Origin of the sequence: Marinomonas shanghaiensis, from assembly GCF_003259175.1 — a bacterium.
GTDB classification, from domain to species: domain Bacteria; phylum Pseudomonadota; class Gammaproteobacteria; order Pseudomonadales; family Marinomonadaceae; genus Marinomonas; species Marinomonas shanghaiensis.
This window is the reverse complement of record NZ_QGOK01000034.1, coordinates 1-20,685: the sequence shown is the minus strand read 5'-3', so window position 1 is coordinate 20,685 and position 20,685 is coordinate 1. Positions and strand designations below refer to the sequence as shown.

17 protein-coding genes are annotated in these 20,685 nt (G+C 46.4%); 9 read left to right on the top strand and 8 right to left on the bottom strand.

Translation table 11 applies throughout. From position 1 onward, the window contains the following. Positions 1–129 precede the first annotated feature (129 nt). A complete protein-coding gene (gene lpdA / locus DKT73_RS19165; protein ID WP_111640125.1) occupies positions 130–1,539 on the bottom strand; it encodes a dihydrolipoyl dehydrogenase in 1,410 nt (469 codons plus the stop codon). Positions 1,540–1,675: 136 nt separating this feature from the next. Between lpdA and DKT73_RS19160 the strand changes: the two genes are divergently transcribed. From DKT73_RS19160 to DKT73_RS19140, 5 genes are all read left to right on the top strand, one after another. Beyond that, complete coding sequence (locus DKT73_RS19160) at positions 1,676–2,242, top strand: TetR/AcrR family transcriptional regulator (RefSeq protein ID WP_111605732.1); 567 nt, start codon at positions 1,676–1,678, stop codon at positions 2,240–2,242. 77 nt (positions 2,243–2,319) lie between these two features. Further along, the gene (gene lpxM, locus DKT73_RS19155) at positions 2,320–3,258 is read left to right on the top strand and encodes a lauroyl-Kdo(2)-lipid IV(A) myristoyltransferase (protein ID WP_111640124.1); all 939 of its coding nucleotides are present in this window, start codon (positions 2,320–2,322) and stop codon (positions 3,256–3,258) included. A gap of 153 nt (positions 3,259–3,411) precedes the next feature. Further along, positions 3,412–4,353, top strand: coding sequence for an oxygen-dependent coproporphyrinogen oxidase (gene hemF / locus DKT73_RS19150; RefSeq protein ID WP_111640143.1), 942 nt, complete (start codon positions 3,412–3,414; stop codon positions 4,351–4,353). A gap of 60 nt (positions 4,354–4,413) precedes the next feature. Then, positions 4,414–5,214, top strand: a complete 801-nt coding sequence (gene aroE, locus DKT73_RS19145; RefSeq protein ID WP_111640123.1) for a shikimate dehydrogenase — start codon at positions 4,414–4,416, stop codon at positions 5,212–5,214. Between the two features lie 41 nt (positions 5,215–5,255). Continuing rightward, complete coding sequence (locus tag DKT73_RS19140) at positions 5,256–6,416, top strand: GNAT family N-acetyltransferase (RefSeq protein ID WP_111640122.1); 1,161 nt, start codon at positions 5,256–5,258, stop codon at positions 6,414–6,416. A gap of 466 nt (positions 6,417–6,882) precedes the next feature. Here DKT73_RS19140 and DKT73_RS19135 read toward each other — a convergent pair whose 3' ends face one another. The 4 genes from DKT73_RS19135 to hmpA form a co-directional block, all read right to left on the bottom strand. Further along, entirely contained in the window at positions 6,883–7,392 is a 510-nt protein-coding gene (locus DKT73_RS19135) for an ImmA/IrrE family metallo-endopeptidase (RefSeq protein ID WP_111640121.1), read from the bottom strand. Next, positions 7,389–7,940 (bottom strand): hypothetical protein, encoded by a 552-nt coding sequence (locus DKT73_RS19130; RefSeq protein ID WP_111640120.1) that lies wholly within the window; start codon positions 7,938–7,940, stop codon positions 7,389–7,391. Before DKT73_RS19130 ends, DKT73_RS19135 begins: the two co-directional genes overlap by 4 nt. Before the next feature lie 399 nt (positions 7,941–8,339). Continuing rightward, positions 8,340–9,947, bottom strand: coding sequence for a carboxylesterase/lipase family protein (locus tag DKT73_RS19125; RefSeq protein ID WP_111640119.1), 1,608 nt, complete (start codon positions 9,945–9,947; stop codon positions 8,340–8,342). A gap of 284 nt (positions 9,948–10,231) precedes the next feature. Further along, positions 10,232–11,422, bottom strand: a complete 1,191-nt coding sequence (gene hmpA, locus DKT73_RS19120; RefSeq protein WP_111640118.1) for an NO-inducible flavohemoprotein — start codon at positions 11,420–11,422, stop codon at positions 10,232–10,234. Between the two features lie 149 nt (positions 11,423–11,571). On the opposite strand from hmpA, the gene norR reads away from it, so the two are divergent. Beyond that, positions 11,572–13,224, top strand: a complete 1,653-nt coding sequence (norR, locus tag DKT73_RS19115) for a nitric oxide reductase transcriptional regulator NorR (protein WP_111640117.1) — start codon at positions 11,572–11,574, stop codon at positions 13,222–13,224. A 108-nt stretch (positions 13,225–13,332) separates the two neighbouring features. Here norR and DKT73_RS19110 read toward each other — a convergent pair whose 3' ends face one another. Further along, entirely contained in the window at positions 13,333–13,758 is a 426-nt protein-coding gene (locus DKT73_RS19110) for a group II truncated hemoglobin (protein WP_111640116.1), read from the bottom strand. Beyond that, positions 13,759–13,974, bottom strand: a complete 216-nt coding sequence (locus tag DKT73_RS19105) for a hypothetical protein (RefSeq protein ID WP_111640115.1) — start codon at positions 13,972–13,974, stop codon at positions 13,759–13,761. Between the two features lie 388 nt (positions 13,975–14,362). Here DKT73_RS19105 and DKT73_RS19100 point away from each other — a divergent pair, with 388 nt between their 5' ends. Both DKT73_RS19100 and aroE (DKT73_RS19095) read left to right on the top strand, forming a co-directional pair. After that, positions 14,363–15,652, top strand: a complete 1,290-nt coding sequence (locus DKT73_RS19100) for an MATE family efflux transporter (RefSeq protein WP_111640142.1) — start codon at positions 14,363–14,365, stop codon at positions 15,650–15,652. A gap of 117 nt (positions 15,653–15,769) precedes the next feature. Then, on the top strand, positions 15,770–16,660 hold the full coding sequence (aroE, locus tag DKT73_RS19095) for a shikimate dehydrogenase (RefSeq protein WP_111640114.1): 891 nt from the start codon (positions 15,770–15,772) through the stop codon (positions 16,658–16,660). A 26-nt stretch (positions 16,661–16,686) separates the two neighbouring features. Here the strand turns inward: aroE (DKT73_RS19095) and DKT73_RS19090 are convergent, their stop codons facing one another. Next, a complete protein-coding gene (locus tag DKT73_RS19090) occupies positions 16,687–17,463 on the bottom strand; it encodes an FCD domain-containing protein (RefSeq protein WP_111640113.1) in 777 nt (258 codons plus the stop codon). Positions 17,464–17,716: 253 nt separating this feature from the next. Here DKT73_RS19090 and DKT73_RS19085 point away from each other — a divergent pair, with 253 nt between their 5' ends. Further along, positions 17,717–20,611: an FAD-binding and (Fe-S)-binding domain-containing protein gene (locus tag DKT73_RS19085; RefSeq protein WP_111640112.1), complete on the top strand. Its 2,895-nt coding sequence runs from the start codon at positions 17,717–17,719 to the stop codon at positions 20,609–20,611. Positions 20,612–20,685: the final 74 nt, after the last annotated feature.

Sequence of the window (20,685 nt, the reverse complement as noted above, 5' to 3'; positions counted from 1 at the left end):
TCTTCCATGTAAGTCTGTTTCCCATTATGGGAAAGGGGATTGCATATTGCAATATTTTTTCCCGTAATGGGAAAAGCCGACGAGAGTCGGCTTTTTATTGGATGAAGTAATATGGACGATTGAGTACGTTTACTTAACCTTCTTTGCTTTCTTATTCGGCATGTCGGTAATTGTTCCAGCGCCGAGTTCCGCTGCTAAACCGACGGTTTCGTGCAGGCTGGGGTGAGCGTGGATGGTTAAGGCGATGTCTTCCAGTGTAGCGCCGAATTCAATGGCGAGTGTCAGTTCACCGAGTAATTCTCCCGCGTGGGAACCCACGACGCCAGCGCCTAAGACGCGTTCTGTTGCTTCGTCATAAATGAGTTTGGTTTTACCCTGAGTCACGCCAGAGGCAATGGCGCGGCCGCTTGCTGTCCATGGGAAAACGGCGGTTCTTATAGCGATGTTTTGTTTTTTTGCTTCCGTTTCAGTTAAACCAACCCAGGCCACTTCTGGAAAGGTATAAGCGATGGACGGAATGGCGAGTGGTTGGAAATCAACCTTGTGACCCGCAATGACTTCAGCGGCGGTATGGCCTTGATGGGACGCTTTGTGCGCCAACATTGGGCCGTGAGTGACGTCGCCAATCGCATAGATATTGGGTACAGATGTTTGGCACTTTTCATTTGTCAGTACAAAACCTCGTTCGTCTAATTTGACGCCGATGTCGGAAATACCCGCGGTTTTGCCATTCGGCGAGCGACCAACGGCGACCAGTACGGCATCCACTGAAAGGCTTCGCTCGCCATCTTTGTCTTGCATGGTGACGTTCAAGGCTTCTGGTGTGGCTTCTATATTAGTGACTTGGGTTTTGGTTAAAAAACTCATACGATCTTTGTTGACTTGCTCGAAGACACGCACGAGGTCTTTGTCTGCGCCGGTCATGATTTGCTCGCCAAGTTCCGCGACGGTAATTTTTGCGCCAAGCGCTTGGTAAACCGTGGCCATTTCCACGCCAATAATGCCGCCGCCAAGGACGAGTAAATGTTCTGGAATGCGTTCGAGTTGTAGAGCGCTGGTGGCGTCTAAAATCCGTGGATCGTCATAAGGCACAAACGGCAATTTAATGGCGCGGGAACCAACGGCGATGATGGCGTTTTTAAAATCGACTTGTTGTGACTGTCCGTCTTTGGTGACGGTGATGGAGTTGGTCGAATCGAACGTCCCTTCTCCATGAATGACAGTAACTTTTCTGCCTTTGGCCATCATTGTAAGACCGCCAGTTAAAGTGTCGACGGTAGATTGTCTGTGGTGGCGAATGTCCTCCAAGTTGATGGTTGGTTTAGCAAATTGCACGCCATAGGCGGGTTCTTCAGCCATAAGGATTTTGCCTGCGACATGCAACAGCGCTTTAGACGGGATACAGCCAACGTTCAAGCAAACGCCGCCCAATGTATTATGACGTTCTATCATGGCAACGCTTAAGCCTAAATCGGCAGCTCGAAACGCTGCCGCATAACCGCCAGGACCGCTTCCTAGTACAACGAGATCGTATGTCATTCTTTCTCTCCTGCAATGATGTTCTGTGAAATATGGCTTTTCTACCTATCACTAGATAGACTAAATATAACTTGTGGATTTACGATGGGTCAATAAAATATCTATCACTAGATAGATGAAATAATGAGACACCCGAATGAGCATTGAAAAAAACGATACCAAAACAAACATCTTGGACGCAGCTGAGCGTTTTATTGTGCAAGGCGGTTATAACGCATTCAGTTTTCGCGACATCGCCGAAGCGGTTGGTATCAAGAGTGCAAGTGTTCACTATCACTATCCGACCAAGGGGGATTTGGTGGCCGCTGTGATGGCGCGTTATACTGAGCTATTTTCGCAATTACTGCCAAATCCAAAGGATGAAAGACTCGATCCTAGGGTGTTGTTAAATGGTTTTATCAATGGTTTTAAAGCCAAGATCGTCGAACAGCGCAATATGAGCTTGTGTACCATGCTGACGTCTGACAAATCGATCTTGCCAGACGAGGTTTGCACAGAGTTATCTGTGTTTTATCAGCTGAAACTTACTTGGCTGAGTCAGGTGTTTGCGCGTTTGGATCAGACAGATGAAGACACGGCGTTAATGCAAGCCAGTCAATTGTTAGCGTGTTTGCATGGCGCATCGATTTTGGTACAAGGTACAAATCAGCCTGTGTTGTTCGATCATGCCTTGTCTGATTGGCGTGAACGTTATGGCAAGTAACAAAAAAGATATCAATTTAAGGTGCCAGAGGTTTGATGTATCATAAAGCTTCCACAATTTATGCGACATGTTGAACAATGAACTGTGCTGACAAGCATTTATACAATCCAACTTTTCAGTGGCGATTTCTTCATCCAAAGTTTTGGTTAACTTGGTTAGGGGTGGGAGTGTCATTGGTGGTTGCCTTTTTTCCGTTGCGTTGGCGTGACAAATTGGCGAGTTGGATTGCGTGTCGATTGTTGAATACCAAAAGCAGTACGTTAAAAAGAGCGCGGATTAATTTAGAGCAATGTTTTCCGGAGAAATCTTTGGAAGAACGCGAAGCCCTGCTTAAGCATAGCTTCCAGACAGCTGCGCAGTATTTTGTTGGGTATGGCGAATTGCTTGTGCGTAGCAAGCAGCATTGTGAGGATCGCTGTGTTATTTCAGGTCAAGAGCATCTCTTTCCGTTGTTGAATCGCGGAGACAATGTGATTGCGCTGGTGCCACATTGCTGGGCGATTGATTATGCGGGGATTATGCTGACGGCTCGAGGGTATAAAACCGTCGCTATGATACGTACTCAGAAAAACCCTATCTTCAATTGGCTTATTCACCGACAGCGAGTGCGTTACGGGGCTCGAGTTTATTGTCGTAGTACGGGCATTAAACCTTTTATGAACTCGGTGAAAGATGGCTTTTTAGGCTATTACTTACCGGATGAAGACCTTGGTGCCCAGCATTCTGTTTTCACCCCATTTTTCGCGTCAACCAAAGCCACAATGAAAGGGCTGGGTAAGTTGACCAAGCTTACCAATGCCACCGTTGTTCCTATGTTGCCCGCTTATAATGCGACATCGGGTAAATACGAGTTGTTTATTTTTCCTCCGCTAGAAAATTTTCCCAGTGGCGGCGAAGAAACCGATGCGCTTATCATGAACCAAGCTCTTGAAGCGATGATTTCCCGACATCCTGAGCAATATATGTGGGTGCTAAATTTGTTACGTACGCGTCCTGATGGTTCCCGTCTGTATTAACATCATTGTCATTTACAAGTTCTTTCGCGATACCTGTCTTTTCAGTGGTAGACTGGGTGCAACTTTTAGGCTCTTTTTTAGCCATTTTTTAACGCTTTTTAAAGCCGTTTTGTAAAGCGGTTTTCATTAAGAGAAGACACGATGGAGCATGTCATGTCAGTAAGCTCACCAGCCACGGTCACCCGCCTCGATGTTCAGGCGGTTAAAGATTACCTCTTGTCTCTGCAAGACCATATTTGCACGACATTAGAAAGTGTCGAGCCCACGGTGCGTTTCAAAGAAGACGCTTGGGACAGGCCCAACGGCGGTGGCGGGCGCACTCGTGTTATTGCGGGTGGTGAGGTTATAGAAAAAGGCGGCGTGAATTTCTCCCATGTGATGGGCGACAACCTTCCTCCGTCTGCGACGGTCGATCGTCCAGAACTGGCAGGAGGCCGATTTGAAGCCATGGGCGTGTCTTTAGTCATTCACCCAAATAACCCTTTTGCACCCACTTCTCACGCGAACGTGCGTTTATTTATCGTTTATAAAGACGGTATGGATCCGGTCTGGTGGTTTGGTGGGGGTTTTGATTTAACGCCTTATTATGGCTTTGATCAGGACTGTATCCATTGGCATCAAACCGCGTACGATGCCGTCGAACCTTTTGGCGAAGGGTATTACACACGCTTTAAAAAGTGGTGCGATGAGTATTTTTATTTAAAACATCGTGGAGAGCCTCGTGGTATTGGTGGCTTGTTTTTCGATGATTTCAATGAAGGCACTTTTGAGCATTGTTTTGCTATGATGCGAGCCGTTGGTGATGCTTATACACAGGCCTACTTGCCGATTTTAGAGCGTCGCAAAGACCATGAATTCAATGAGCAGCAGCGGGATTTTCAATTGCATCGTCGTGGCCGTTATGTGGAGTTCAATTTGGTCTTCGATCGAGGCACACATTTTGGTTTACAAAGTGGCTTGGGCCGTACGGAATCTATCTTGATGTCGTTACCCCCTGAAGTTCGCTGGACGTACGAATATCAGGTCGAGGCCGATAGCGCAGAAGCCAAGCTTACCGAGTACTATCTCACTTCGAAAGATTGGTTATGGGTGTAATGGGCTTGCTGTCTACGGTTGCGTCATTGCCTTTAGCGTTTCAATAAAAGAGGACATATTTTGGATCAATACGCCGTTGTCGGAAATCCGATTGCTCATAGCAAATCCCCTAGGATTCATGCTTATTTTGCTCAGCAAACGGAACAAAATTTGATGTATTCGACTTTGCTGGGTGATCTGGCTGAATTTGAGAATCAAGTCAGAGACTTTTTTGAAAAAGGTGGAAAGGGTCTGAATATTACGGTGCCCTTTAAAGAACGCGCTTACGCCATGTGCGACATATTAAGTCAGCGAGCCAAGCAAGCGGGTGCCGTGAATACCTTAATGATGGGCAAAAATGGCGACCTGTTCGGCGACAATACCGATGGAATCGGCATGGTTCGTGACATCATCCATAATCACGGTCAGAGTTTAACGGATAAACGCATTCTTCTACTGGGCGCTGGTGGCGCGGTGCGTGGTGTGCTTGAACCTGTTTTGGCCGAAAACCCTGAATCTGTCACCATTGCTAATCGTACCGTCGAAAAGGCGCAAGCCTTAGCGGATCAATTTGATTGTCTCGCGTCGTCTTTCGAAGCGTTAGATGGCCCTTTCGACATCATCATAAATGGCACCTCAGCGAGCATGACGGGCAGTCTGCCACCCTTAAAAGATACCTTAGTGAGTGACGGCACTTGGTGTTACGACATGATGTATGGCAAAGATCGCACGGTCTTTTTACAATGGGCTCATGAGCGTGGCGCCGATGGAGCGGACGGTCTGGGTATGTTGGTCGGCCAAGCCGCAGAGGCGTTTTATTTATGGCGACAAATACGACCTGAAACCGCCAGTCTAGTGGATGAAATGCGCAAACAGATGTAAGTCAAACGGCCTTTGCAATGAGCGACAGAAAGGAAAGTAGTATGAAAGCGCAATGGTTTAATTCGGTTGATCAAATAGGCGAAGCCAAATGGCAAGCTGCTATTGGAGAAACACGTTATCCCTTTGCGCAATTTGCTTTTCATCAGGCGTTAGAGCAAAGCAACAGCATTGGCGACGGAACCGGTTGGTACCCAGAATACTTGCTAGTAATGGATGACGATGACTGCCCACTGGCCATCGCCCCAACCTATTTGAAAACCCACTCCCAAGGGGAATTTGTTTTTGATTGGTCATGGGCGGATGCTTACCAGCGTTACGGTATGCGTTACTTTCCTAAGCGTATTTGGGCGATTCCCTTTTCTCCTGTGACTGGAGTGCGGCTTTTTTCTCATCTTGATCCAAACGGTGATGATGTGGCGTTTTCTCATCTGTACCCCGCGCTTGCGGACATCATGACTCAAGCCAATCAAGAACGTAATTTTTCTAGTTGGCACCTGCTGTTTACCAAGCCAGAGCACGCGGCGCTATTCGTGCCAAACAAGGATCTTGTGCAGCGTATTTCTTGTCAGTTCCATTGGTTTAATCGTGGCTACAAAGACATGGAAGATTATCTATCCCACTTCTCCAGTCGTAAGCGCAAAACCGCGCGTAAGGAGCGAGAAAAAGTCGCCAAAGAAGGCATTATTCTTACTCGAACCCTCGGCCGCGATTTGACCTCAGCCGAGATCGACTTCTTTTATCTGTGTTACCAATCCACTTATGCCAAACGTGGTCAGCAAGGCTATTTAACCCGAGAGTTCTTTGGGCAACTGACTGAGACCATGGGCGATCAAATTCTCTTGGTACAAGCGTTCAGAGGCGAAGAAGCCATCGCTGCCTCTTGGTGCTTCTTCGACGATCACTCCTTGTATGGCCGTTATTGGGGTTGTATGGAAGAAGTGGATTGCCTGCATTTTGAAGCCTGTTATTACCAAGGCATCGAATTTTGCTTGGAAAAAGGGTTACAGCATTTTGATCCTGGCACCCAAGGGGAACACAAAATCGCCCGCGGTTTTGAACCTGTATTCAGCCACAGCATCCACTACATCGCCCACGAAGGCTTCCGCGACGCCATTGGTCACTTCTGCGAAGAAGAAGCCCAAGCCGTGCGTGAGTACCATCAAGATACCCACGCGTTGTTGCCTTTTAAGCAGGTAACTTAGTAACCCCACCTAATCTACTTTGTAATCCTTTTCTTTTGTCTTTCACTCTATTTAGCTGTAAGTACTACTAAAACGGCAAGCATGTCGACTAACAAAAAGCTAAAGCCCTAGAAGAAGCAGTGAGTAAAACAAAGGGCCTCGCAACTACCATTCCCTCTACTTAAATATATCCTCTATCTATACTAAAGACCGTGTGCAGTTCATCCCTATTGAATCGTGTCGAGTGCGAGAGAATTAAATCAGTAACCATGCAGGATATCCTGAACATGCATAGTGTGCCGGCACTGCTGGCCAGTATCATACCGCTGAACGCCTGGGGATTTGGGGACTTACAGAATATCCGGGAGGTTTACAATGACAGCGAGATACTCCTATGTAACGAGTGTGGACTGTTCTAAACGAAAAAATACCCGCACGAGGGCGAGTATTTTTCAAAGAACCAAGGTAGCTAATGTCTAGCAAAAACTCAAAACAAGGCTGGTTGAGTCAATATGCCTAAATTCTGAAGGCGGTATGACATCGCTTGCTCTGATACTTGATATTTGCAAGCCAAATCAAACGTTGACATATATTTGGCATCATTTCTCAAAATATGCTCAGGCATTAGCAAAGAGGCAGCGAAGTGATTAGCTTCCGCCTCATGGCGTTGCGTAATATTGCTATTGTTATACATTCCTGTATTCGTACTACGAAACGCTTTATTATCATCCACACCTGAACCAATTAGATGCTTATGCAGTACATAATGACCAATCTCATGAGCGATCGTAAATCGGTGACGATAACCGTTGCTAGAATTCAGCAAGTTATAAGAAATAACAAACTGATCATCCTTGTTTTCAATCTGTCCAACAATATCAGGATGGAGTTGAGCTGCCTGCAGATGCAGACCTAATTCAGAGCACACACGATACAGGTCTACTGGAATAACACTGGAGACCCGATCTATGATTTCAAAAATTTTATCGAATGTCATTTTGATCCCCCTTCATTTTCTTCACTATCAAAGTCGGGGAAATAATTTTCCCCTTGGTCGCGTTCGCTTCCGTTGATTGAGCCTTGAAGCTCAGCCATATACTCTCGGACTTTATCTGTCGCGATTTGCTTAACCTGCTCATCGGTTCTATCAAATATTTGTTTTTTAAAAGCTTCAGAGTCCAAGTAGTTAACAACAAGCTTTTCGGACTCAAGCCCCGCTACATTACAAGCTTCTTCTTTTGCGATGACTCGAGCATCTCGTTCAATCTTCAAAAAACCAAACAATGCTAAAATCGCTAGTAATACACCTAGGATCGTTAAACAAATAGATAAAATATCTAAGCGGCCTAACTCTGCCGCAACAGCAAAGCTATCTTGCGACTTACAAGCATCAGCGTTACAGGCTTCCAATGAAGCAGCTACATCATGAGGGAAGGTAGTTAGATAAGAAGCCAACCAAATTAGTAGAAAAAAGAACGCGCTGATCGTTACGATATTCCACGCAAGCTGAATTACCTGCCCCCACTGTATAAAAAACTCTTTCATACCGTCCCTAGACACTACATATGGTGTTAGATCAATTAAAGAACACTATATGTAGTGTTCTTTTACTTCCTTTAAAAACCTGAAAAACCGCTCTAATGGCGGCTTTTCAGGTGTTACGGATTCTTCAAATTGTCTGCTTGTTGTTTTTCTAAGTCGCCTGATACGCTATTTCTCAACATGCTTACTTGTACACTTATAGTGTAACTAGTTACACTATAAGTGTACCCACAACCGTGATTTTTTACACGGTAAATGTGTGTATTTATGTCATTTAATAGCGTTATTTTTGGCATTTTTCTGGGCTATAGCCTGAATATCTTCTTACATCATTGGAATAGAACATAAAAAAACGCATACTTTGATGCGCTTTTTTACGGTTTATTGTGTGTCTGACGAGTGCTAATTAGCTTGGAATGCTTCCGTTGCCTTTTGTACTGCATTCAGGCGTTTTACCCATGGGTCTTGTCCATGTAAGGCCGTGGCGTTCATCGTAAATGTCATGATGTTATCTTGCTTATCATCATAGGGTTTCCATTCAGGTTGGTCAGGCCTGTTTGGATCGCCATTCTTGATAAAGTTCGTCACGTAATGAAACACTAAATCTGCCGCTGCTTTATCTTGTTGAGTGGCATCAGGGTATTTCACCGCTTCTGTTTTAAAGAAGAAGGGAATTTCACTGGCGTGGAGTGCGCCTTGGCCTTCTCGGATACTTTCGGCGACATAGTCATAACGATACAAGTAAGCATTTTGACCCATTCGAGTCATTTGTTGTGCGATGAAACGCGCAGATTCCTGCATATATCTGTCTTGTCCAACATGAGCGATGAGTGTTTTTAAGTCTGCCTTACCTGTTGGGTCATATGCTTGTTTGGCCTCTTCGGCAAATTGGCCAAATGAAGCAAATAGGGCGTCTTTGTCTGGGTAATTGACAAAGCCGATGTCCTGACTGGTTGTGCCAACCATGACAGGAACTTTTGCCACCTGGCCTTGTTTCATCATGGTTTGAGGATCGCCAAGCACAATCTCGCCATCATTCACTGGGCCGCCAAAGGTCGGTAGCTCTCCTTCCTTTTTGGGCGTGAATAAAGCCATCAGGTTTAAGTCGTCAACGACATCGTCAGCTGGTAAGGCGCGAAGGGCTTTTAGCGCCTTTTCGTCGGTTCCTTTAATACCATGCTTTTCTGCGAAGTTGAGGCCGATTTGTTCAAGTGATGGCTGTTTGTCTGTGTCTTTGTCTAAATAGCGTTTTCCGGCTAATGTGCGGCCGCCGCCAGACATAATAATCGCTTGATGGAAGGTTCCTTGGGCACTTGGTGTTTGCAATAAGTTATGTACTGAGCCACCTCCTGCTGATTCGCCCATGACGGTGACCTGATTTTTGTCACCACCGAATGCTTCGATGTTTTCCTGTACCCATTTCATCGCAGCGATTTGATCTTGATAGCCATAGTTGCCAAGTGGTCCTTCATTGGCGGCAGATAAGGCGGGATGAGCAAAGAATCCGAAACGACCAAGGCGATAGTTAAAGCTGACAAATACCACGCCAGCGCGGGCAAACTCGCTACCATCGTAAGTGGCTGGCGATGCACCTCCATTGATATAACCGCCACCATGAATCCATACCACCACAGGGTGTTTGTCTTCGACTTGCTGTGGTGCCCATACGTTGGCATATAAACAGTCTTCTGCTGGCTCCTTCCCTAATGGGGCGGCGTCGCTTGGGAATGGCTTCTGGGCACAATCGTTACCGTAATCGGTCGCCTCTTTAACGCCTTGCCAATCCGTCATTGGGTGCGGGGCTCGCCAGCGATTTTCTCCTACTGGCGGCTGGGCATAAGGGATGCCTTTGAAGACGAGAATGTCATCGTCCTTTACTCCCTGAAGGGAGCCATTTTTAATGGTGATATAAGGGTCTTTCATTGGTTCATTAACCTTTGCGGGATGGTTTCCACAGGCAGACAGCATAACGGCTGTAACGGCTGAAAGCGCAAATAAATAGTGTTTCATGGCAATATTCCTTATTTTTATTTTTGCATCGTGCACTTAAATGAGAAGAGCGGCGGATACTATCGTGGAAAGGCAATGTCTCTATTCTCTAACATCGCCTTGTTGTAAAAGTAACCATGTAAACGCAGGGGATCAATAGACGAATGTGTATTTTTAAGATTAAGCTAGTTTTTTGATCGGACGTATGGGGCTTAATCTAATAGGTTTTTATCATTAAATTAAAAGCATGAGCATCATGGGTTACTCATGCTTTTTGTTTTTCAATTTAGTGTATTGCTTGTTGATCAAACTTCTTGATGTGGTCCGAATAATTCGTAATGAATGCGATCGGCTTCTACGCCAAGGGTTAACAGTTGTTGCTTAACGAACATCATGAAGCCAACTGGCCCGCATAAGTAAAACTCACCATGTGCCAGCGGTAGGCTGTCTTTGATGGTGTCGAGTTGCATCATGCCTTTTGTTACACCCTCTTCTACGTTTTCAGCTTGCTCGTACCAAGTATGAACAGATAAATTCAGTTGGCTTTTCAGGCTGTTTACGTGGTCTTTGAATGAATGCTGACCTTGGTGCGCGCAAGCGTGTAAATAGCTTACTGGTTGGCTGTATTGTTGTTTAGCGAGTGTATCCAGTATGGCTTGTATGGGGGTTAAGCCGACACCGCCAGAAATCAATACCACAGGTGTTTGCTTGTCTTGAAAAACGAAATCACCAGCGGGTGGCATGGCTTCTATTTCATCGCCCACGTTTAGGTGGTCGTGAAGGTAGTTCGACATGACACCAGCGATGTCGCCAGCGCCTTCACGTTTGACGCTGATGCGATAACTTTTACCATTTGGCGCTGTTGATAAAGAGTATTGACGTATCTCATCGAACTCATTGCCTTTTGGATGTAACTTAACGCCTAAGTATTGGCCGGGTTGATAATCGATGACCGCGCCGCCATCCACAGGTTCAAACACAAAGCTGGTGACGAGGTTGGATTCTGGTGTTTTAGAGGCCACGCGGAAACGACGGAAATCTTTCCAGCCACCCAGTTGCGCGGCACGCTCTGCATAAAGGTCGCCTTCGACTTTGATGAAAATGCCGGCTAACTGTCCATAAGCCGCTCCCCATGCTTCTTCCACATTTGGGGTAAAGGCATCCGGCGTGAGCTCACGTAAGGTTTCAATCAGGTGGTGACCCACAATATCGTATTGATTTGGCTGGATATTAAAACTGGTGTGTTTGTGAGCAATACGCATCACGGCACTGGTCAGTACTTCTAGGTTATCGATGTGCGTGGCATAAGCGGCGATAGCATTGAACAAAGCGGCTGGCTGACCACCGGTTCTTTGGTGTGTCATGTTGAACACGTCTTTTAACTCCGGGTTATGAGAAAACATGCGTTGGTAGAAGTGTTCAGTAATCGCTGTTCCTGCAGAAGCCAATAAAGGGATAGTGGCTTTTACTGTGTCTATGTGTTGTTGAGATAACATTTTTGTGTCCTTTTCAAAGAGATGAATAAAGTCTTGTTATCTCTGCTATAGCGAATCGTGTGCCAACTTAAAATATTAAATAAAATCAATTATTTATAAAATTTAAAATCATTTTGGAGTCAATAAGACTCGCTATTTTAAAGGTCTATATGATATCTTTGAGTCAAATTGACACTCACTGTCATTCGTCCTACGAGTCGGTTGCCATGAATCAGGTTTCCAATAATGCTTTGTTGAGCTTTGCCCTCGACCTTGCCAGTGCTGTAACGCAACCAAATCGCTTTGAGCAATTGGTGTACGCGGTGCGGGCGACGATCAACTGCGATGCAGTGGTCTTGTTGTCTCACAGCCATGGCGTGCTCACGCCGCTGGCTCAGCGCGGTTTGTCGGAAGACTTAATGGGACGGCGTTTTAAGATCGATGAGCATCCGCGTTTAAAAGCCATCAGCAGCGGTCATTATCCGCTTCGCTTTCCTGCCGACTCGCCGCTTCCCGATCCTTACGATGGCATGGTGTTAGGTCATGACGAGAATTTGCCAGTGCACTCTTGTATGGGGGTTCCGCTGTATTTGGAAGGCAAGTTAATTGGCGTGGTGACGCTAGACAGCATCCTGCCGGGCGTTTTCGATAATATTGATGCGCGTGCGTTGGAAATCATCGGCACCATGGCGGCCATGACGCTCAATACGGCCATCTTGATGGAGCGGTTAGAGAATCAATCGCAACATGCCCAAAACGTGTTAAAAGTGATGGGCGAGCAAAGTCACGAGATGATCGGCCAAAGTCAGGCCATGCAAGACCTCAAACAGTCGATCAATCTGGTTGCACCGTCGGATTTTGCTATCTTGATCGAGGGCGAAACGGGGGTCGGTAAAGAGCTGGTGGCGCGGATGTTACACGACAAATCAGCGCGTTTTGATGCGCCCATGGTCTATGTGAATTGCGCCGCGATTCCTCATCATCTCATCGAAAGTGAGCTATTTGGTCATGTTAAAGGCGCTTTTACTGGTGCCGATCGAGACCGTCAGGGAAAATTCTTACTCGCGGATGGCGGCACTCTCTTTTTAGATGAAATCGGCGAACTGCCCTTAGAAGTACAAGGCACCTTGTTAAGAGCGATTCAAAACCAAGAAATCCAAGCCGTTGGTAAAGATCAAATTCGTAAGGTCAACGTGCGCATCATTGCCGCTACTAATCGACATTTAGAAACCGAAGTCGCAGAAAATCGCTTTCGTGCCGACCTATTTCATCGCCTCAGCGTGTTTCCTATCCAAGTGCCGCCGTTACGTGACAGACAAGGTGACATTGCTTTATTGGCAGGATTTTTTGCCGAGCGTTTTTGTCGTAAATTAGGCCTGCAACAACTTATTTTATCTGCATCCGCTATCGATATGTTAGAAGCGTATCATTGGCCTGGCAATGTACGCGAGCTTGAACACGTTATTTCCCGTGCTGCGCTTTTCTCTAAGGCAGAGAGTTCAAAGGCAGAAAGCGCCAAAGCGGACAACGCAACAGGGATTACCGTTATTTCATCGGCGCATTTAACTGGGTTACAAATCGACAACAGTACCCAAGAAAAGATACAGAAAAACGAGCTAGCGCCACCGCGCTTAGAAAAACACAAGCCAATCGATTTGCGTTTAGAAACAGAGGCTTATCAACGAGATTTAATCCGTAAAGCATTAGAAAACAATCAAGGCAATTGGACCAAGGCCGCGCAGCAGTTGTCTATGGATCGCGCCAACCTAGCGCGCTTGGCCAAACGCTTGGGAATCGTTGTCGCCAAAGAAGTACGCATTTAAAAACACCGGAATGACATTATTCAAAGCAAAATGACATTCATACGAGGTAGGCGATAGTTTCGAGGCAGAATGTCATTTGCTTTGATTAGAAATAGAGCTAGGAATAATTTACTGGTGCCTCGCTGCACTTACCTGTCGAATGCGCTCAGCAGGAAAGGCAAGTTGAGGTAGCAAATAGGCTTTCAACTCTTCAGGATAATTTAGCTCGTCTAATGCCGCGGCAATGCAGTTGAGCCACATGGCTTTTTCTTTCTCTGTCACGATTAAATGAGCATGCGCTTGCGGTAAGCTGATGGGGCCATATTTTTTCGAGAAGAGTTTCTCTCCCCCCATCCAGCCCGATAGAAAAGACACCAGTTTATCTATGGTCAGTTCGATATCGTTTGGATGCATATCAAACAAAGGTCGATATTCTGGCGTGTCTTGCATAATGCGATAGAAGGTTTCAACCAACTTTTGCAAGCCCTTTAAGCCGCCCACGGCTTGTAAGGTGGCATCGCCCTCGCCATAAGTTGGTGGGTTAGAAAGAGTCATTTATTCGCCGTCTTTTTTGGTTTCACTAGGCTGGTTTTGTGCTTTTTTTGCGGCTTTTTCTTGATCCATTTTGATCGAGTTACGATAGCCGCCAATGGCCGCTAAGCCACCAATAATAAAACTCATATACAGCGGAATTTGGAACAACATGGTGATGCTGATAAAGACACAGCCGACGGCTAAACCTTCCAGAAAGGGCTTAAATTGCTTTGGCATTCGGTTTCTCCGTGCGATAAAAAATAAACGCAAGTTTAGCAAAATTTTACGACGATGTGCGCATGATTGTGGAAAAAAGCATCACTTATCCCATATTAGAACATGTGAATTTTGCTGTATTTATTTTGCTGTTTTGTGTGGGTAAGTCCGTGTTAAACGAGAACCATACTTGATAATCGCTTGTTTTTGATCAATTACTGCACAAAGCCAGTAAAAACTGCCTCTGAATGTGAATAACTGCTATCATTTTCCACAGATTGACGTGTTGCTGCTGTTTGATTTTGATTGATTTTTATCCACAAGAGAGACCCGAGTGTCAAAGTTATCCCCCAAGGCTGTTTTTTGCTCAGATCGTGCGAATATTGTATTAAATCAAAAAATTTGGCGCATGGCGTGGCCGCCTATGGTGTCGAACATCACGACTCCCTTGCTTGGCTTAGTGGATACCGCGGTAGTGGGGCATTTAGGAACGGCAACACATTTGGCGGCGGTGGCGATTGGCGCGAGCATTTTTAGTTTTCTGTTTTGGGCGTTTGGTTTTTTGCGCATGGGCTCGACCGGATTGACCGCACAAGCCCTCGGTCAGGGCGATGAACGACGCGTTCGAGAATTGCTGTTGCAATCGATTTTGATGGGCGTTTTTATTGGGCTCATGCTGATTCTTTTTCGGGAGTCCTTGATTGATTTAGCGATTACCTTGATGGCACCCAGCGAGGAAGTGGAGCCTTGGGCGCGTTTGTATTGCGAAGCGCGGATTTTCAGTGCGCCAGCGGTATTAGCCGGCTATGCCTTAATGGGGTGGTTCTTCGGTGTGCAGTATTCCAAAGGGCCTTTGTGGATGCTGTTGGTGATCAATGTGGCCAATATGATTCTCGATTATGTCGCCGTTTATGGCTTGGGCATGGCGAGTGATGGTGTGGCGTGGGCGACGGTGTTTGCGCATTATATTGGCGTGACGGTTGCTGGTGTGTTGGCTTGGCATAAACTACAAGGCTTTTCGGGTCATGTGCCATTAAGTGTGTTGGCGAAATGGCGCGAGTATATGGCCTTGGTCCGAGTGAACCGCTACCTGTTTGTGCGCACGATTCTCTTGCTGTTGGTTATGCTATTTTTTACCGCTCAAGGCGCGCGCCAAGGGGATTCTGTTCTTGCCGCCAACGCGGTTTTGCTGACTTTCTTGATGATTATTTCTAATGCCTTGGATGGCTTTGCTTTTTCGGTGGAAGCCTTGTGTGGCGAATACTATGGGCGTAAAGACAAAGCCAATTTTAAAAAGGTGATTCAGCTTTCGACGTATTGGGCGCTGCTCGCTGCCATTGTTTTGATGCTGATATTTTGGCTGTTTGGTAATCAAATTATCGCCTTACTGACCAGTGTGCAAACGGTGCGGGATGATGCTGCACTGTACCTACCTTGGCTGATATTCTTCCCTCTGTTGGGTATTTGGTCATTTATGTTGGATGGTGTTTTCATTGGCACAACCAGCGTAAAACAAATGCAAAACACCATGATTGTTTGCGTGGTTGGCGTGTTCTTCCCTGTATGGTTTATCACTCAAGACCTTGGCAACCATGGTTTATGGCTTAGCCAAGCCATGTTGTTTATTGCCAGAGCCATTACGCTGTATTGGTGCTATCTACAAAATATGAAAAAAGGGGTTTGGTTCGCGAATTCATAACGCCTATTACTTTGTGTAAAGGCTTCTGTTAACAATTGAAATTTTTCTGGCGACTGGGTTTGCTACCATGCGGTGATGTGTTCTTTTTAAAGCCACCAAACAGGGAGAAAACTCAGCATGTCGAAGCATTTCTTAAGCGAGTTAACCGGTTCTTTTGCCACGCCAGCGCTAGAAAATCCTACTGGCGTAATGATGGAAGCGGCCTATCGAGATTTGGGTCTGGATTGGCGCTACATCAATTGCGAAATCCAACCTGATGATCTTGAAAACGCCGTATTAGGTGCGAGAGCCATGAACTGGCGCGGTTTTAATTGCTCAATTCCTCATAAAGTGTCTGTTATTGCTCATCTTGATGACTTAGGCGAGTCGGCCCGCATCATTGGCGCAGTCAATACCGTGGTGAATCGTGATGGCAAGTTGATTGGTGAAAATACCGATGGCCGTGGTTTTGTCGAATCCGTTAAATCCAGTTTAGAGCTCATTAATAAGCGTGTTGTTTTATTTGGCGCTGGTGGCGCGGCGCGAGCAGTTGCGGTTGAACTGGCTCTAGCTGGCGTGGCGCACATCACTATTGTGAATCGTAACCAGGAGCGTGGCGAAGAGCTTGCCAAACTGGTTACCGATAACACGTCTGCTGGCGCGGAATATCATGCTTGGACAAAGCAATATCAGATTCCTGACGAGACGGATTTAGTGATCAATGTGACCTCTATTGGCTTGTTTCCAAACGTGGATGCAGAGCTAGATATAAACACAGAATCGATTAAATCAAGCATGGTCGTTGCAGATGGGATTTTCAACCCACCTGAAACTCGATTGATTCAAACCGCGAAAACTAAGGGCTGCACAACGGTAAATGGCTTGGGCATGCTTGTTCAGCAAGGCGCAATCGCTTTCGAATACTGGACAGGAAAAACGCCTTCTATCAAGGTGATGAAAGCGGCATTGAGTGATGCTTTGGACATTACAGATCTGGACAGCACTGATTTGGAGAGTACAGAAAAATAATACACACTGAAATCCCCAAAGATTGTTCAAAGCGGATTCTGGTGCTCGTTTCTACGTAGCGAGCGCTGGATTCGTGTTTCCTCTTGACGCATTTTCAATAAGTTGTCTTCCACAAACACCAAATGTGTATGCGCTGCGGTGCGAGCGTCTTCCGCATTGCCCTCCATGATGGCTTGATACAGATTTCTGTGTTGTTCCATTACACGTTGGCGTGCTGCGGGTTTTTCAAATAGGTTTCTCAAATTACTTGAAATGCTTTTCGCCAACATGGCGTGCAGGCTGCGAAGTGTGTGAAGCAAGACTACGTTGTGCGCTGCTTCCGCGATGGTCATGTGAAAATCCACATCGAGCTTGGCTTCCAAAGCAAAGGCTTTATTTTGGTTGGCTTCTACCAATTGATTAAAGCACTGTGTGAGTTTGGTCTTGTCTGCATCGGTACTGCGCAACGCGGCGTAGTATGCTGCGAGACTTTCTAGCGCATCGCGAAACTCCAACTGGTCATATAAGAACTCATCGTGGGAACTGAGCAAATCCTGCAATGGATCGGCAAAGGAGCTGCCAAGTTGCTCTGATACATACGTCCCTCCGCCATGACGACTGAATAACACGCCGCGCGCGATCAGTTTTTGAATGGCTTCTCGTAAGGAAGGCCGAGAGACGTCAAAACGTGCTGCCAATTCCCTTTCTGGTGGCAGTTTTTGTCCTGCCGTAAAGCTGCCTTCTAAAATCATGCTTTCGAGTTCTTTCATTATGATGTCGGAGATTTTCGGTTGTTTAACACGACCAAAGTGATTGGATTCCATAGTGTTTCCTGAAAATGTCGTCTCTAGCGGTGGCTTTCGTAGTCACTGTGCATAAGTTTAAAAGTGGTAAAACCAATTAATCTTGCTGCTAAAATTCACGAAATATCGACTAAACTACCAGTTGACAAAGTTTCTTTGAATTCTTACTGTGCCTTATATTCAAAAGGTAAATTGGTATGACCAATTTGTCTAGCGTTAATTTTCAGAACTACTATTCTACTCATAATAAAAAGGCGATCGCCGTGGAACTCCTATGAACATTGACTCACTTGCTGATAAAGCCACTCAATACCACGATTTATACTTTGCCTTAAAAGACGCGAAAAAAGGCGCGATTGATGAATCTCGATTGATCCGTGATCCACTGCGTACCTTGGCGTATGGCACGGACGCGAGCTTCTATCGGTTGATTCCGCAATTGGTGGTGCGAGTCGACAATGAAGCAGAAGTGCAGTTGGTATTAAAAGAAGCTCGAAAGCGTAACCTACCTGTGACATTTCGCGCGGCAGGCACCAGTTTATCTGGGCAAGCGGTAACCGATTCCATCTTGATGCAATTATCCGATAACTGGAAAGGTCATCGAGTCCATGATCGTGGACACAGCATTTCACTTCAGCCAGGTATTATTGGTGCTCGAGCGAACCAGTTGCTTGCGCCTTTTCAGCGCAAAATCGGCCCAGATCCAGCGTCTATCAATGCTTGTATGATTGGCGGCATCGCAGCGAACAACGCCAGTGGCATGTGCTGCGGTACGGCGCAAAATAGCTACCACACGATTCAAAGTGCCCGTTTGATTTTTGCGGATGGTTCCCTATTGGATACCGCTGATGGCGCCAGTCGTTTAGCTTTTGGAAATCGCAACGCTGACTTGCTGGATACGCTGATTCGCTTATCAAGAAGTGTGCAGGCGAATGATGAATTAGCCGACAAAATTAGACACAAATATCGTTTAAAAAACACCACAGGATACAGTTTAAACAGCTTAACGGATTACCAAGATCCCTTTGATATCTTGCTGCATTTGATGATTGGCTCCGAAGGGACTTTGGGCTTTATCAGCGAAGTTACCTACGAAACCGTGGTTGATCACCCCATTAAAGCCGCAGCGATGATCTTCTTTGAGGGTATGGAAATCACTTGTCGAGCGGTAACGGCGTTAAAAAGCTCGCCTGTTTCTGCTGTGGAACTGATTGATCGTGCTGGCTTGCGGGCGGTGGAAGGCAAACCGGGCATGCCGGAGATATTGTCGTCCCTTGGTTCACAAGCGGCCGGTTTATTGGTGGATGTGCGCGCGGCCAATGCTGAGGAATTAGAAGCGAATCTGGCCTTGGTGAAACAAGCCTTAAGCGGTCAAGCCACACTGAATCTCATTGAATTTACTCAAGATAAAGTCATTTATGACTCTTATTGGAAGATCCGCAAAGGCTTATTTCCCGCCGTAGGTGCGGTGCGTCCTGTTGGTACCACGGTGATTATCGAAGACGTGGCCTTCCCTGTCGAACAGCTTGCTGAGGGTGTTTTGGAGCTGCAAGGCGTGTTTCAAAAGCATGGCTATCGCGAAGCAATTTTGTTCGGTCACGCTTTAGAAGGCAACTTACACTTCGTCTTTACCCAAGGTTTTGATGATCCAAACGAAGTGAAACGCTACGAGCAACTGATGGATGAAGTCGCACAATTAGTCGCGGTGAAATACCAAGGATCATTGAAGGCAGAACATGGCACCGGCCGAAATATGGCGCCTTATGTGGAATTGGAATGGGGCAAAGAAGCTTACGACATCATGTGGGAAATCAAACGCGCCTTTGACCCGCAAGGCTTGCTCAATCCAGATGTGATCTTATCGCACAATGCCAACTTGCATGTGCAGAATCTCAAACCCTTGCCGAAAGCCAATGACAAGGTAGATACCTGCATTGAGTGTGGTTTCTGCGAATCCTCTTGTCCGTCCAAATCCATTACCTTAACGCCGCGTCAGCGCATTGTGATTTGGCGTGAGATTCAGCGATTGACCGCTATGGGCACCAATCCGAAACGTCTCGCTGAACTGAAAAAAGAGTATGATTATCAAGGGGTTGATACCTGCGCTGGCTGTGGTTTGTGCTCGATGCAATGCCCGGTTGGCATCAATACGGGGGATTTAACCCGCGAATTACGACATGATCGTCACCCAGACAGCAAAGTCGGTTACTGGATTGCCGATCATTTTGAAGGCGTGACCAAAACAGCAAAAGTCGGCCTTAATCTTGCCAGCGGCACGCGTCGCATTATTGGTGATTCAGGCATGTCGACGGTTACTTCGATGATGAACAAGGTATCGCACGGCGCAGTGCCGAAGTGGCATAAACAAATGCCCAGCGCTGCCGCGTCTTTGAAATCTATTCCTGTTATTCAATGTAATGATATTCAAAGTAATGAGATGCAAGCGGATAACAGACAGAAAGAAGTGATTTACTTTCCCAGCTGCGCCACTCGCGTAATGGGTGCAGGCCCGAATGCAGAAGATAAACGCTCCGTCATGGAGGTGATGTTCTCTGTATTGCAAAAAGCAGGCTATAAAGTCACTGTACCCAAAGACATAGATAGCCAATGCTGTGGCATGGCGTTTCAATCCAAAGGCCAATTCGACGCCGCCAAGCAAAAAGCCAACGATCTCAATAGTTTACTGCTTGAAGCCAGTGATAATGGCCGAATCCCCATCGTCTGTGACGTCAGCCCTTGCTTGTTAAGTATGAAAGAGAGCTTAGATCCTCGTTTAACCCTGCATGAACAAGTGAGCTTTGTGTCTTCTTACGTCATGCCGAATGTCAGGGTAAAAGAAAAACTTGGCAAAATCGCCCTACACGTAACCTGCAGCACCACCCGCATGGGGCTCGCTGACAGCTTTGTACAACTTGCCCACCAACTGGCCGATGAAGTGGTGATTCCGCCAGACATTACCTGCTGTGGCTTTGCTGGCGACAAAGGTTTCTCCACACCCGAACTTAATGCCAGCGCGCTCAAAACCTTAGCCAAAGCCGTAGACGGCTGCGAAGCGGGCTACTCCAACAGCCGCACCTGCGAGATTGGCTTATCGGAACACAGCGGCATCGAGTATCAATCCATCGTCTATCTGGTTGATCAACTGACTCAATCCTCGCAGGTGCTGTAGGTCGTGCTTTAGCGCGTCAAGGGGGTTGCAAAGGCTGAACGCTTTTTGACGGCCTGAAGGCCGACCTACATTTT

Coding starts and splice junctions, on each gene's coding strand:
- hemF (WP_111640143.1), top strand. CDS start 3,412: ATGTCAGTAAGCTCACCAGCCACGGTCACCCGCCTCGATGTTCAGGCG.
- DKT73_RS19100 (WP_111640142.1), top strand. CDS start 14,363: ATGGCGTGGCCGCCTATGGTGTCGAACATCACGACTCCCTTGCTTGGC.
- DKT73_RS19160 (WP_111605732.1), top strand. CDS start 1,676: ATGAGCATTGAAAAAAACGATACCAAAACAAACATCTTGGACGCAGCT.
- DKT73_RS19130 (WP_111640120.1), bottom strand. CDS start 7,940: ATGAAAGAGTTTTTTATACAGTGGGGGCAGGTAATTCAGCTTGCGTGG.
- DKT73_RS19085 (WP_111640112.1), top strand. CDS start 17,717: ATGAACATTGACTCACTTGCTGATAAAGCCACTCAATACCACGATTTA.
- norR (WP_111640117.1), top strand. CDS start 11,572: ATGATATCTTTGAGTCAAATTGACACTCACTGTCATTCGTCCTACGAG.
- DKT73_RS19105 (WP_111640115.1), bottom strand. CDS start 13,974: ATGCCAAAGCAATTTAAGCCCTTTCTGGAAGGTTTAGCCGTCGGCTGT.
- DKT73_RS19135 (WP_111640121.1), bottom strand. CDS start 7,392: ATGACATTCGATAAAATTTTTGAAATCATAGATCGGGTCTCCAGTGTT.
- hmpA (WP_111640118.1), bottom strand. CDS start 11,422: ATGTTATCTCAACAACACATAGACACAGTAAAAGCCACTATCCCTTTA.
- DKT73_RS19125 (WP_111640119.1), bottom strand. CDS start 9,947: ATGAAACACTATTTATTTGCGCTTTCAGCCGTTACAGCCGTTATGCTG.
- DKT73_RS19140 (WP_111640122.1), top strand. CDS start 5,256: ATGAAAGCGCAATGGTTTAATTCGGTTGATCAAATAGGCGAAGCCAAA.
- DKT73_RS19090 (WP_111640113.1), bottom strand. CDS start 17,463: ATGGAATCCAATCACTTTGGTCGTGTTAAACAACCGAAAATCTCCGAC.
- DKT73_RS19110 (WP_111640116.1), bottom strand. CDS start 13,758: ATGACTCTTTCTAACCCACCAACTTATGGCGAGGGCGATGCCACCTTA.
- aroE (WP_111640114.1), top strand. CDS start 15,770: ATGTCGAAGCATTTCTTAAGCGAGTTAACCGGTTCTTTTGCCACGCCA.
- lpdA (WP_111640125.1), bottom strand. CDS start 1,539: ATGACATACGATCTCGTTGTACTAGGAAGCGGTCCTGGCGGTTATGCG.
- lpxM (WP_111640124.1), top strand. CDS start 2,320: ATGAACTGTGCTGACAAGCATTTATACAATCCAACTTTTCAGTGGCGA.